General features: G+C 47.3%; 9 protein-coding genes. 3 read left to right on the forward strand and 6 right to left on the reverse strand.

Annotated elements, in window-relative coordinates; genetic code table 11:
- Nucleotides 1-15: 15 nt before the first annotated feature.
- The gene (locus P3C17_RS03515; protein ID WP_300928123.1) at nucleotides 16-1,401 is read right to left on the reverse strand and encodes an MFS transporter; all 1,386 of its coding nucleotides are present in this window, start codon (nucleotides 1,399-1,401) and stop codon (nucleotides 16-18) included.
- A gap of 323 nt (nucleotides 1,402-1,724) precedes the next feature.
- On the opposite strand from P3C17_RS03515, the gene P3C17_RS03520 reads away from it, so the two are divergent.
- The 3 genes from P3C17_RS03520 (at nucleotide 1,725) to P3C17_RS03530 (ending at nucleotide 6,290) form a co-directional block, all read left to right on the forward strand.
- The gene (locus P3C17_RS03520; protein WP_300928124.1) at nucleotides 1,725-2,762 is read left to right on the forward strand and encodes an arabinan endo-1,5-alpha-L-arabinosidase; all 1,038 of its coding nucleotides are present in this window, start codon (nucleotides 1,725-1,727) and stop codon (nucleotides 2,760-2,762) included.
- A gap of 127 nt (nucleotides 2,763-2,889) precedes the next feature.
- Nucleotides 2,890-4,284 carry a family 43 glycosylhydrolase gene (locus tag P3C17_RS03525; RefSeq protein WP_300928125.1) on the forward strand — a complete coding sequence of 465 codons (1,395 nt, stop codon included), beginning with the start codon at nucleotides 2,890-2,892 and terminating at the stop codon, nucleotides 4,282-4,284.
- A gap of 122 nt (nucleotides 4,285-4,406) precedes the next feature.
- Nucleotides 4,407-6,290, forward strand: a complete 1,884-nt coding sequence (locus P3C17_RS03530) for a family 43 glycosylhydrolase (protein WP_300928126.1) — start codon at nucleotides 4,407-4,409, stop codon at nucleotides 6,288-6,290.
- 112 nt (nucleotides 6,291-6,402) lie between these two features.
- Here P3C17_RS03530 and P3C17_RS03535 read toward each other — a convergent pair whose 3' ends face one another.
- The 5 genes from P3C17_RS03535 to cydD all read right to left on the reverse strand — a co-directional run bounded on the left by P3C17_RS03535 (nucleotide 6,403) and on the right by cydD (nucleotide 13,331).
- Nucleotides 6,403-8,016, reverse strand: a complete 1,614-nt coding sequence (locus P3C17_RS03535; protein ID WP_300928127.1) for a methyl-accepting chemotaxis protein — start codon at nucleotides 8,014-8,016, stop codon at nucleotides 6,403-6,405.
- Between the two features lie 64 nt (nucleotides 8,017-8,080).
- Complete coding sequence (locus tag P3C17_RS03540; RefSeq protein WP_300928128.1) at nucleotides 8,081-8,494, reverse strand: phosphate ABC transporter substrate-binding protein; 414 nt, start codon at nucleotides 8,492-8,494, stop codon at nucleotides 8,081-8,083.
- A gap of 11 nt (nucleotides 8,495-8,505) precedes the next feature.
- Nucleotides 8,506-9,642: a hypothetical protein gene (locus P3C17_RS03545; RefSeq protein ID WP_300928129.1), complete on the reverse strand. Its 1,137-nt coding sequence runs from the start codon at nucleotides 9,640-9,642 to the stop codon at nucleotides 8,506-8,508.
- 339 nt (nucleotides 9,643-9,981) lie between these two features.
- Nucleotides 9,982-11,616: a thiol reductant ABC exporter subunit CydC gene (gene cydC / locus P3C17_RS03550; RefSeq protein WP_300928130.1), complete on the reverse strand. Its 1,635-nt coding sequence runs from the start codon at nucleotides 11,614-11,616 to the stop codon at nucleotides 9,982-9,984.
- Entirely contained in the window at nucleotides 11,613-13,331 is a 1,719-nt protein-coding gene (cydD, locus tag P3C17_RS03555; protein ID WP_300928131.1) for a thiol reductant ABC exporter subunit CydD, read from the reverse strand. The genes cydC and cydD overlap by 4 nt, the downstream gene beginning before the upstream one ends.
- Nucleotides 13,332-13,348: the final 17 nt, after the last annotated feature.

A 13,348-nucleotide genomic window follows, 5' to 3' on the forward strand; every position in this document is an offset into this window, starting at 1 on the left:
GCTATTTTAAAAGTGTTATTTGGCATTGACCAGCTGGACTGCCGGTGTTGCCGGCTCAGGCTTTGGGCTTTGAATGTGGCCTGCCACCATGTCCTGATAAAAGTTGTCGGTAATTTTGTATTTGTACATCAAAAGGCCCATGAGCAAATGGAAGAAGCCAGGGATCACCGACAACATCAGTGCTATACCCAATAAACTGAATTCGCTTTGCACTTGATCAGGTTGATAATCAAAGAAGGTTAATAAGCTACCCACCACAAAACCAGCTATGCCCATGCCTGCTTTCTGGCAAAACGAAATACCACCAAAAGCTAAACCTGATACGCGCTGACCGGTTTTGTGTTCGCCGTAATCTACGGCCTCAGCTATGGCCGACCAGAACACAGGCGCATGCAAATCCACGACAAAAGAGAGTAAAAAATACAACACAAAAGCCAGCCATAAATCACCGGGTTTCACCAGCACAAACAGCAGCACACTTAATACTGCTACCACAATCTGGCTTGTACGGAACAGTTTTACTTTGCAGTAATGTTTGGTGATCCAGGTCGATGCCACCATAGCCAGAATGGCGGCGACCACACCGGTAGATAAAAAAGCCGACAGCATAGTGGCATCACCACCCAGATAATATTTGGCGTAATAAGCAGCCACTGAGCCACGAATGACATAGCCAATAGTGCCTGTGACACAAACAGCACATAAAATCAGCCACTGATCATTTTTAAGCAACAGCTTTAGCTGACTGAAAAAAGGTTTGGTTTCCACCTGATGCTGCAAACGTTCAGTGGTATTAAAAAAGCAGAATAAAAACAATAAACTGGCCATAGCGCCCATCAATCCCATAGCGGCCTGATAACCTGCTGCCAGTTGGCCTTCGCCCCACTGTGCTGCTAATACTGGCACTATAATAGTGACTAAAAAGGCGGCAATTTTGGCGAAGAATAAACGGTAACCATTGGCGGATAAACGCTCCTTTGGGCAGTCGGTCAAAACGCCAATAATGGAAATATAGGGGATAGTGACAGCCGTAAACATCAGGGTGATGAAGATGTAGGTGGCATAAGCCCACACCAGCTTACCGTTGTAATCCAGATCCGGTGTTGAGAAGGTCAAAAATACCGAGATGCCAAAAGGGATGGCCATAAAGAGGAAATAATGCCGATAGCGACCCCAGCGGGTGGTAAATTTATCGGTTAGCATGCCCATCAAAGGGTCGGTCACTGCATCAATCAGTCGCACCACCAAAAATAAAATCGCAACGTCTGAGGCTTTTAAACCAAAGATATCAGTGTAAAAAAACGTGATGATCAGCATCATGGAAGAAATCACGACATTGACGGCCATATCGCCGGCGCCAAAGCCAATTTTCTCCATGACAGAAAGTTTATAACCTGCCATTCGACTCCCCTGTGGTTTACATCAGTTTTATGCTCAGTTTTTCTCATCCGTCGTTAAAACGCGGTTGGATCCTGATGCTAAAACCTAATTTATTTGGTTTATGATCTTATAGTATTACTATTGAATTCGGCTGGCAAGCCAGAAAACAGATTGAAGGCTCTGCCGAATGATAGTAATTATCTATTTGTTTTATATGGTTATTTTTAGAGTTTTCTTGTTGTCTTCAGCGCAACTTAAAGCAGTGGTGTTTCTGCCCGTTATTGCTTGCTGCGTTGAACTTATGCTATTTGTAATACAAATTCAACTAAAACAGGATGGACGACATGAGCAAGCTTAATTTCAGAGCTGCTGCACTTAGGTTGGCACTTTTTAGTAGCACTATGCTTTTGGCAAACCCATTACAGGCTGAACAAGTCAGTATTCATGATCCGGTAATGGCCAAAGAAAAAAGTCAGTATTTTTTATACAGCACAGGGCCAGGCATTACCTTTTATCAATCCAGTGATTTAAAAAACTGGCGTTTAGGTGGTCGGGTGTTTGCGACTGAGCCAGACTGGGCAAAATCTGTTTCGCCAAGCTTTGATGGCCATATCTGGGCGCCGGATATTTTTCAGCATCAGGGTAAGTTTTATCTGTATTACTCCATCTCCGCTTTTGGCAAAAATACCTCGGCTATCGGAGTCACGGTTAATACTACTTTGGATCCACAAGATCCAAAGTATCAATGGGTGGATCAGGGCATAGTGCTGCAGTCTGTGCCACAACGTGACTTATGGAATGCGATAGACCCTGCCATCATTCTGGATGAACAAGGCCAAGCCTGGATGAGTTTTGGCTCCTTTTGGGGTGGGCTGAAATTAGTGAAGCTGGACCAAAGCCTGACCCGTATAGCGCAGCCTGAACAATGGCATACACTGGCCAAAGCAGAGCGGCCAGCATTTTTAGATGATGCCGAACCAGGCCCTGCTGAGCTGGAAGCGCCTTTTATCTACAAAAAAGATCAGTTTTATTATCTCTTTGTTTCTTATGGCAAATGTTGTCGTGGTAAAGACAGCACTTATCATATAGTGGTCGGGCGCTCTAAAAGCTTAACCGGGCCTTATCTGGATAAAGAGGGCAAAGATTTAGCTGCTGGCGGCGGCTCTGTATTGCTTAAAGGCAACAGCGACTGGCCAGGTTTAGGCCACAACTCAGTATACGGCTTCGACGGCAAAGATTATCTGGTGTTTCATGCCTACGAGATGGCTGATAACGGCCTGCAAAAGTTGAAAATCACCGCCTTAAACTGGGATAAAAACGGCTGGCCGCAGGTTGATGACAAAGACTGGTTGGGTTATCAGAGTCTGTTACTCAAAAACTGATTGCTGCACTTCTTCGGCAATCAAAAGTTGCATTTGTGAATTTCTGTTCTAGTTTATTTAGTTGTTATTGTATTACAAATAACGATAACCACTAAAAATAATGATGACGACAGACAAGGACATACCTATGCAACATACAAAAAAATGGCCGTCAGGCTACTGGCGATCCGGCCTGCTGGGCCTTTTGAGTTTATTCTGTGCTGCTGTACAAGCTGTGACTATTACAGGAGTGCCTAACTCCCACGACCCGGCTGGTCTTATCAAAGACGGCGACACTTATTTTCACTTCACTACAGGGCAAGGGATCTGGTATTCCACCTCTACGAATCTGACCCATTGGTCTGCGACAGCCAGCCCTGTGTTTCCATCTGGCTGGCCTGGCTGGATCAACAGCGCTGTGCCAGGCTTTGCCGGTGCATTTTGGGCGCCTGATGTGATTCAGATGAAAGGCTATTATTACCTGTATTATTCGGTGTCTACTTTTGGTAGTTCGCGTTCTGCTATTGGTGTGGCGCGCAGTGTTTCGCTGAAAAATCCAAACTGGGTGGATTTAGGCATGGTGGTCAGTTCCAGTGGTGCCAGCACCGATATTAATGCGATAGACCCTGCCTTGTTTCGTGATCACGATGGCCGGATTTATATGAGTTATGGCTCCTTTTTTGGCGGTTTAGGGCTGGTCGAAATCAATCCAGCCACAGGCAAAACTCTTGGCAATGTGCAGCATATTTACGGCGGTAATCATCAAAGTATAGAGGCTCCCTACATCAGTCGTCAGGGCAATTATTATTATTTGTATCTGAACCGCGGCGCTTGTTGTCAGGGCAGTAACAGCAGTTATTACATTCAGGTTGCGCGCTCTACCTCAGTCTGGGGGCCTTATCAGAACGAGCGCAGTTTATTGCCTAATCAAAGTGGCAATTACAAAGGGCCAGGCCATGTCGGAGTATTAAAAGACAGCGGTTGCCAGTATGTGTCCACTCACTATTACGACTTAAACGACGCTGGTAATGCCAAGCTGGATCTGCTGAAAATGAGCTTTAGTTCGGGCTGGCCAAGCTTAACCCGCAATTTCAGTGTCACCAGTTGTGGTGGGGTCAGTGAAGGCACATATCGTATTAAAGCCCGTCATAGTGGCAAGTATTTGTCGTTAGACAATGCCTCAACCGCCAATGGTGCCATGGTGGAGCAGTACAGTTTAGGTTCGGGCTTACATCAGCAGTGGCAATTAATTAGCCTGGGCGATGGCAGTTATAGTTTGATCAATAGCCACAGTGGTCAGGCGCTGGATGTTTGGGAATTGTCTACCGCTGCAGGAGCCAGCATAGCGCAATGGCCTTACTGGGGTGGTGCCGGACAAAAATGGTTGATTGAAGATGCTGGTGCCGGTTATAGCCGTATTCGTTCTGTGCTAAGTAATCATGTACTGGATGTCAGTGGTGCCAGTACAGCCAATGATGCCAAAGTGCTGCAATGGACAGTCACAGGCGGCACCAATCAGCAGTGGCTGCTGGAGAGGTTGTAAGTCTGGGGGCGGATAGCAAACACAACTGTCCGCCCCTGTTGTTTTCGGCGGCTTTTCGTTTTAGACTCATAAAGTCTTATTGTAATACAAATATAAAATCAACAGACCAGACAGGGTTAGCTATGACTTTTAAAACCAAGCCTTTACCCGGCTTAAAAGGGTACTGTATGCCATTGGCGATCTGCTTACTTAGTGTGTTGGCTGCGTGCTCGCCAGAACAAAAAAACAGCGATGTAGTTTCAGTCGCTGCCGCGCCAGTTGAAGCGGCTACAGCAGCAATTGAAGACCAAAGTTTTACTAACCCTTTGTTTGCTAACGGCGCTGATCCCTGGCTGGAATACTGGCAAGGCAATTATTACCTGACCACCACCACCTGGACTTCTCAGCTGGTGATGCGTAAATCGCCAACTCTGGCCGGTTTAGCTACGGCCACCCCGGTGAATGTCTGGTCTGAAACCAACCCAAAAAGCTGCTGCAACTTCTGGGCTTTTGAATTTCATCGTTTGCAAGGCCCTGATGGTCCACGCTGGTACATGATGTATACCTCGGGCAAACAGGAAAATTTAGATGGTCAGCATTTGTCTGTGCTGGAAAGTGCTGGTGACGATCCTATGGGGCCTTATCAGTACAAAGGTTCTCCTATGCCGGATAGCTGGAATATTGACGGCAACTATCTGGAGCACAACGGAAAATTGTATCTGTTGTGGTCGGAATGGGTCGGGGACGAACAACTGAATTGGATCAGCGAAATGTCCAATCCCTGGACTTTAACCGGCGAGCGCATGGTGTTATCCCGCCCTTCATTGCCCTGGGAGCAATCAGGCCGTAAGGTGAATGAAGGCGCTGAAGTATTGAAACGCGATGGCCGGACTTTTGTGATTTATTCAGCCAGCTACTGTGACACACCGGATTATAAACTGGGCTTGCTGGAACTGGTGGGTGACAGTCCTATGGATGCCAGTTCATGGGTGAAAGCAGAGCAACCTGTGTTTGAGCGGGGGAATGGCGTGTTTGGTCCTGGCCATAATGGCTTTTTTACCTCACCGGATGGCACAGAAAACTGGCTGGTGTATCACGGTAATAACAAAGCAACCGATGGCTGCGGTGCCAGCCGTTCAGTAAGAGCTCAGCCTTTCAGCTTCAAGGCGGATGGTACACCGGATTTTGGCACTCCGGTGCCTGAAGGCCAGACAGTGGCAGCGCCTTCCGGCGAAAATGGTCCTCTGACCGTGGTACCACAAGGTGTGAAATGGCAGTTAATCAATCGCTCTAGCCAGCTATGTCTGACGCCAGCGGAGCAAGGTTTGACAGAACAAAGTTGTACTGAGCAAGGCCACTGGATTATTGATCCAACCACCAAAGGCCGTTATCGACTAGCTGATGAGGCTGGTTTATTTATTGGGGCAGAGCGCGAATTGTCGGCCTGGGTCAATCAGCCAACACAGCAATGGCAGTTGAAAGCGGGCACTGATGGCTACTATCAGTTATTAAATGCTGCGGAACAAAAGGCATTAAGCTCAATGGCCTGTAAAGCAGGGGATGAAGCAGAGTTATGTGACGACTGGTTATTGTTACCCACAGGCAACACTGTGCTGAGTAGCAGGCAAAGTGGCAAAGTCTGGAGCACTCAAGGCTGCAGTGCACAGAGCGGTGCAGCAGTGACTCAACAAAATTGGGTTGATCAAAGCTGTCAGCAGTGGAACTGGAAAGCGGGGCAACAAGGTTTTGTTCAGTTACAAAACAGCCAAAATCCAGAACTTTGTGTTCAGGTTAAAGAGGATGCTTTAGCCTCAGGGGCCGATCTGATACTAGGAAACTGTGCTGCCAGTTCCAGCCAGTGGGCTTTGCAACTCTTAGCCAATGGTGCCTTGTCTTTATTATCCCAACACACAAAACAAGTGGCTGACTTGCCCAGTTGTAGCTTGCAGGATCAGGAAAAGTTAAAACAGGCCCCGGCTTTGGCTGATGTTATATGCCAGCAATTTCAGCTGAGGACAGCAGACTAAGCGGTAGGACATCAAAGGGAAGCCAAATAGAGTACGGCTGCGCCATTGGCAGCAGCCGTAATTTTTTATTGCTGAACTTTTTAGTTTCAGAACTCTTTATTCTCTAAACTCTTTACTCCCTGAACTTGGACGACACAGTATTCAGTTCCTGAGCCAGACCACGCAGCTGGTCTGATATATCAGCCACTGTATTTTGCACCTGAATAGTTCTGCTGAATGAGTCGGCCATTTGGTGGGTATTGTCCAGCACTAAACTGGCCACCATAGTTTGCTCTTCAGTGGCCGTGGCGATTTGGGCATTGACCATATTAATTTTGTCAATTTCCTGATTAATCAGTTCGATAGAGCTGCCAGCTTCAGCTGTCAGCACTGCGCTGTTATTGGCTTTGTTCACTGCCAGATCCATTAAACGCACGGCGCTGTCGACGTTTTGTGTCAGTTTGCCAAGCAAGTCGCGAATAGTAGTAACTGAAGAGGCTGTGCGCGACGACAGTAAACGTACTTCATCTGCAACCACCGCAAAACCCCGGCCTTGTTCGCCAGCACGCGCCGCTTCAATAGCAGCATTTAATGCCAGTAAGTTGGTTTGGTCGGCAATATCGTTGATGCTTTTTAAAATACCACCCACTTCCTGAGTTTGTTTTGCCAGTTCAGTGATCACCGCGCTGGTATGGGCTATTTCGCCTGCCAAATCTTTAGAAGCCTGCACAGAAGAGGTGGTTTTTTCATACCCCAGTTTAGCCAAACGGCTGGCATCATTGGCACTGCCAGAAGCTGCATTGGCGGATTGGCTGATGTCCTTGACGCTGCTTTGCATTTCTTCCATGGAATGGGACACTGTATCAGCGTCGTTTTTCTGCTGACCTGTCATGCTATCCAACTCTTTCATGCCTTTGGCCAGGGCATCAGCAGTGCGGCTGACCGGATCCACTAACTGGGCTATGGCGACAAAGGAGCTTTGCAATAAGGAAATAAATTCGTTGAAGTTGCGGGCCACGGCGCCAAATTCATCTTCAGAGTCGATAGAAAGACGACTGGACAATGAACCTTTGCCTGAGGCTAACACCTGTAAAGAGCTGGCCAGGTTATTGGCTGTTTTGCTGATGTTTCTGCCTATCACATGGCCAACGACGGCCATAATAATCAACAAGACAGTGCCGCATAACACAATGATTAATACAGAGCGTTCTGATGAGGCCGACATATCCACCAGAATTTGCTGGAAGTTATCATCGGTTTGTTTTTCGTAGGCAACAAAACCACTTTTTGCCGTTTCATACAAAGTGGTCTTATTTTGAATAATGCTTTGGGCTGCACTCATGTCTAAAGTGCCATCTATCATCGACTGAGCAATTTCTGCAGCGGCTTTGGCATAAGCACTAAAGTTTTGCTCCAGCGTTTCCAGCTGTTTCAGATTGGCTGTGTCCAGTTGTTTTAGTTTGGCCAGATTAGCGAGCACCCGCTCTTGTGTTGTTTTTGCTGTGCTGAGGATATCCGGATCTGACAATGAAACAGACTGAGTAAAAAATTCTTCGACCGCATTAAATTCCACCACCATTTGGGAGGCAAGTTTAGAACTGTCATACATTTTGTCTTTAATCAGCACAATGCTGTCAGCATTGCGGGCCGTAAAGTAAATAGATGAGGTCAGTACTATTAAAAAAGCTAAGATTGCGATGGCAATAATAAGCCAGATTTTTTTTAGTAAACTCAGGTGTTTCAGCATAAGTAGTATCCAGAATAAGGCTTACAACAAAGGCAGGTGAGTGCGTCACCTGCCTGGACAACCTCTAGTTCAGTGTTAAGGCAACTTTGACACCGCCAGTTACTGCGCCCGCACTGACGTAACCAATAGCTGCAGGGTTTTTCGCCACTGCATCCAGCACTTCCTGTTCAGACGCCATTTCTTTAGGTGGGGTGCCTTTACCAGTAAATACCAGTTTAGACCAATAGGCTTTCATTTGGCTGGAAGAACGGCCCAAAGCTTTTTGGTCGAAGTCAGCTCGAATTGCAACGCCTTCGGCCAGATTCACTGGTTCAGCAGCTTTGCCATCGGTAAAACTTTTGGCGCGACCGGTAAATAGTTTATTGATGTCATCCTGCGACAAAGTCGCCGCATTGGATGGGTGAACTATCACTGCAACATTGGCAAAAGCCATAAAGCTCAGAGTCAGGGCAGGAATTAACAGTAATTTTTTAAACATAAGTGGATTCCTTAAAACACCAAATCTACGCCAACAACCAAGACGCTGTCTTTGCGATCAGCCGTTTTATTGTCTGCGTTGGTATATTGAGCTTTAAATGCAGCTGAAGGGTGGAAATCATAACGCACACCGACGTTGATGCTGTTACGTTCAGTCTCCATTTGGTTCACCAAACCAGCCACCGGACCAAAAATAGGTGAAGCTGTCGGCACACCAGCATAAATTTCAGTCTTGGCATCATTGTCTTCTTTTTCAAAAGACACATAAGGTGTGATGTTGTCAAAGCGGTGACCAATAGAAATGTAGTAGGATTCCTGATCAGAGATAAAGGAGTTATCTACTGAAGCTTTGGTGATTTCCGACACCACCAGCCAGTCATTTTTATCAATGTTAAAACCAATACCGGCAAAAGAGCTCGACTCATCTACTATATCCAATTCACCTGCCAATGCACCTAAGCCAAAAGCTCTTAATTGGGCATATAAACCTGTAGCGCTGTTATCCAGTTGGTCAACATAGAATGTGGTTTTACCGACCAGGTAAGCCATACGGAATGAATATCCATCCTGGCCCAGTTCCCAGGCTATACCTGTCACATTATCAATTTGGGCTTCTGCTGCTGCATCACCAATGGCGGCATCGCCGTCATAACTGCCGACAATTAACTGCAAGGATGAGTCAAAATTACCCAGGGTAGTCGTATGGTATAACGAAGCGCCTTCGATATTATCAAAGCCTAAACCATAGACACTTTGTGGCACGCGTGACCAATCGTAGGCATAACCCACATCACGGAAGTCTGAGTATTTGTAAAACGGAGTTCTTAAACGACCTGCGTTCACACGCAGAGTATCGGTTAAATCGTAACTTAAAAAAGCCCATTCAAATTTAACGTCCCAGTCGTTAGCGCCACGGCCTAACAGCTGAGCAGTGATCGATAGTTTATCGCCTAAATCTGACTTGACCTGCAGTGCTGCCAGACTTTCATTTTTAAAGCTGAAGTCATCGTCGTAGCCATACAGCTCGTCGCCACTGCCAAGTGCCATACCGCCTTTGATCGACGCAAAACCATTAATGTCTACTGCGGCCTGACTGGTGCCGCACAAAGTTGCGGCAATAGTTGCTGCCAGTAATTTACGTTTTAACATAGGGTATCCTCATCGATTTTATAGTGTAGTACTTCATCAAAGGCCAAATGATGTCAGCCTTCTTAGATATCTGCAGTCAACCTTGACTAAGTTTTTGGTTTCTATAAGGTATGCGACCTTGCTTCAGGTGAGGTGTCCTTGCCTACTTTGACTGAGTTAAGCCCTTGTACCTTTTTACAATTGCATTAACCTTTGTCGCACGAATTATACAGCTCGCCGAATCGAATTACTAGTTTTTTCATATTTATCAATTTTAGCATTGTGATTTAAGATAAATACGCAGCTATGGCCTGTTAAACATAGTCAAAGACAGTGCTGTAGTTGATCTTTTTATTTGATTTACAACACCTTTAGTTGTAATTGATAGCAGTTTGTATCCACTGCGAAGGGCTGATGGCTGGTGATGATCAAAATGTGCTGATGACAACGACGGCGAAGGTTGTGGATTAATTGCTGTGCGGTGGTTGGGTCCAGCCCGACGAAAGGCTCATCAAGCAACAGGATGCTGGTATTTTGTAATAACAAACGGGCTAGCGCTATACGTCTGGCTTGTCCACCAGATACAGCAACACCATATTCGCCGAGTTCTGTTTCAAGCCCTTGCGGCAAAGTGGTTACCCATTCGCTTAATACAGTATCAGCTAAGGCTTGGCGTAATTCTTCGTCACTGGCTTCTGGTTTCGCCAGACGCAAGTTAGCCGCCAGTGTCATATTAAACAAGCTGATATGCTGAGACTGCAGGCTGATCTGTTGCCTTTGAGTGTTGGACCTATACTGCTGTAACTCTGTGCCATTAAGCAAAACCTGGCCCGACAAAGGCGGCAGCCACCCAGCCAGCGTGCTGAGAAAAGCTGATTTCCCTGCACCTGATGGGCCTTGCAGCCATAACAGATCACCTGCTTTTAACTTGATCGTCAGTGGTAATGTGTGTTGCACAGCCCCCGGAAAACCCACAGACAGCTGTTGCAGCTCTAATCGCAAAGGCCCTTCCACAGTGCTGAATCTGCCGTTTTCGGTCGCTGGTTGAATTTGATTTAAGCGTCGTTTTGCCATCTTGCTGTCGGCCAGATGGCGATACAAAGTGGCCAGCGGTAACCAGATCTCTGGTAAAGCCATAGCCGACATCAGCAGAGCCACCAAAGCCGCTATGCTGATCTGTTGGTGTTGTAACAATGGCAAAGCTGTCACTAACAAATGAAAACTCATCAGGGCAATAGCGCTGAGCAGCAAAAACTGGCAAAACAAGTCCAGCAATTGCTGACGCCATAACAACGCTTGGTACTGTTGTTCTGTGTGTTGCCATTGTTGCTCTGCGCCTGACCAACCCTGATGCAGTTGCAACATAGTTAAAGCGGATAAAGGTTCCAATAACTCGTGTCGGCGCTGTGATGCCAGCTCAACTAAAGTACAGGCTCTGTGATAACCCAATGCAACTCCAAGCACTGGCACACACAGCAACACCAGCAGATAAATCCAAGCGATCTGAGCCAGTTCTGCTTGCCAAAACCAAAGCGCCGCCAGCCAGCCAGAGCTGATAAGACAAGCCCAGAATACCGGAGCGACTACACGTAAAGGCCATTGATCCAGTCGGTCTATGTCAGTGATTAGCCGTTGCAACAGATCCGCTGATTGGGTATCAGGCCTGAAACTGCTGGCTAAAAAGCGCCGCATAAACCAAAGTCTTAATTGTTGCAGCAATAACAAAACAGCCTGATGCGAGCTTAAACGTTCAAAATAACGGCTGGCTGTCCGGCTGATGGCAAAAAAGCGGATCAGAGCTCCAGGGCTAAAGTAGTTAAAAGTGCCTGCACCAGCAAGCTGTAAACCTGCCGCTGCAGCTGCTGTAATAAACCAGCCAGACACTGTCAGTAACCCCATCACACTGCCGAGAGTAACAGCCCCTAGCGTCAGGCTAAGTAACCACCAGCGCCAGTGCTGGCGCATCAAAGCTGAAAGCTTCAGTTGATCCTTCATGTTGATTCCTGGCTGTAGCTGGCCTGATACAGAGGGTGAGCCTGAATGTCTGCCACAGAACCTGTGGCAATAATCTGGCCCTCATTTATAAGCCACACTTGGTCCAGCCACTGCAGGTGCTGCAATTGATGTGTCGCCAGCAGTAAGGTTTTGCCACGGCTTAACAGCTCTAGTTGTTGAAAGTACTGCCTTTGTTGCTCAACGGGCAGCATAGACGCGGGTTCATCCAGCAGCCAAAGCCAGCTTGGTTTTAATAAGGCTCTGGCAAGCGCCAGACGCTGTAATTGCCCCCCTGAAAGGCCTATTCCGCCTTCTGTCAGTTCTGTGTCCAAAGCTTGAGGTAAAGCAAACACAAAGTCGGCACAAAGCGCCTGTTGCAACACCTGCTGCAGTTCTTGCTCTGTCGCTTGTGGTTTTGCCAACAGCAAATTGCTGCGCACTGTGCCACTTAACCACTGGCTCTGTTGCGACAAATACAGCAGTTGCCGTCGCCACTGGGTTAAATCCAATTCTGTCAGGTTGTGATCCGCAATCCGGATCTGACCTTGATCCGGCTGCTGAAAAGCCAGTAAAGCTTCCAGCAGACTGGTTTTTCCTGCACCGCTTGGGCCAATAATGCCAATACGTTGCTGAGGTTGAACTTGCAGCTGAATATCCTTAAGCAGTGCAGCTCTGTGTTCTGACCCCAATAGACTTAGGTGCTGAAACTCAATAACCACTGGCTCTGTCGGGGCCTGAGTATCGCCTCCAGTGCACACAGGCAGAGCCCAGATCGGAGCCAGACTGGCAAAAGCGGCTTCGGCCTGAGCTTTGGCATGATAATCAGCACCCAGTTGACGAAGTGGTGCATAAAACTCTGGTGCCATGAGTAAGATAAAAAGTGCCGGTTGATAAGAAACCGGAATTTGCGCTTTAGCCCAGGGCAACTCGCCAAGTAAACCCAAACCTAAATACAAAGCGACCAAGGCTATAGCTAAGGACGCAAAAAGCTCCAGTACAGCACCGGATAAAAAGGCTTTGCTCAGCACTGACATGGTGCGGCTTCTGTACTCTTCACTGGCATTGTTTAACCGGTTTAACACCAGTGGCTCGGCTTGCAATTGCCGGATCAAAGCAGCACCACGTAAAAACTCCAGAAAACGCCCGCCCAATAAACCCAGAGCCTGAACTTGCTGCTGACTGGCTTCTGCTGCTTTTTTACCCAACAAAATCATAAACAGTGGGATAAGTGGAGCTGTGGCCAATAGCAGCAGCGCGGCTAACAGGCTTTGACTGGCTACAGCGACAGAGATAAACAAAGGGCAGAGCACTACCAGATAGAGCTGTGGGTAATAACGACTGATATAAGGGTCCAGCGCGTCTACCTGTTCTAATAAGCGGGTAGATAAATCACCGTCTGCAGCAATACGTTGCCGCAGCGGTCCTGCCTGACTGATGATGCCAAGCAACTGATACCGGACAGCGGTGCGCAGCTTTTGGCTGGCAGCAAGCCCGAGTAAATCTTTGGCGGCCAGTAGCACAGGCCGCAGCAGCCAAAGCACTAAAATATGCAGCAGCAGATCGGCAGGGATCTGCTGCTGATGTAACGCCAGATTGCATAAAGTAGCCAGTAACCAGCATTGCCAGATCATCAGCAACGATGCCGTTGCACCCAGCGCTATAGCAAGGTGCAGACGGTTTCTCTCTGACTGGACTAATTGCCTTAATGACTGCATGGGCAGGCTGTCCTTAG

The sequence above is a fragment of the Rheinheimera sp. 1928-s genome (genome assembly GCF_029269265.1).
Classification (GTDB): Bacteria; Pseudomonadota; Gammaproteobacteria; order Enterobacterales; family Alteromonadaceae; genus Pararheinheimera.

What these genes read in the sequence shown, in the direction of transcription:
- P3C17_RS03515 (WP_300928123.1), bottom strand. Translation starts at nt 1,401, where the DNA reads ATGGCAGGTTATAAACTTTCTGTCATGGAGAAAATTGGCTTTGGCGCC.
- cydC (WP_300928130.1), bottom strand. Translation starts at nt 11,616, where the DNA reads ATGAAGGATCAACTGAAGCTTTCAGCTTTGATGCGCCAGCACTGGCGC.
- P3C17_RS03545 (WP_300928129.1), bottom strand. Translation starts at nt 9,642, where the DNA reads ATGTTAAAACGTAAATTACTGGCAGCAACTATTGCCGCAACTTTGTGC.
- P3C17_RS03530 (WP_300928126.1), top strand. Translation starts at nt 4,407, where the DNA reads ATGACTTTTAAAACCAAGCCTTTACCCGGCTTAAAAGGGTACTGTATG.
- cydD (WP_300928131.1), bottom strand. Translation starts at nt 13,331, where the DNA reads ATGCAGTCATTAAGGCAATTAGTCCAGTCAGAGAGAAACCGTCTGCAC.
- P3C17_RS03535 (WP_300928127.1), bottom strand. Translation starts at nt 8,016, where the DNA reads ATGCTGAAACACCTGAGTTTACTAAAAAAAATCTGGCTTATTATTGCC.
- P3C17_RS03540 (WP_300928128.1), bottom strand. Translation starts at nt 8,494, where the DNA reads ATGTTTAAAAAATTACTGTTAATTCCTGCCCTGACTCTGAGCTTTATG.
- P3C17_RS03525 (WP_300928125.1), top strand. Translation starts at nt 2,890, where the DNA reads ATGCAACATACAAAAAAATGGCCGTCAGGCTACTGGCGATCCGGCCTG.
- P3C17_RS03520 (WP_300928124.1), top strand. Translation starts at nt 1,725, where the DNA reads ATGAGCAAGCTTAATTTCAGAGCTGCTGCACTTAGGTTGGCACTTTTT.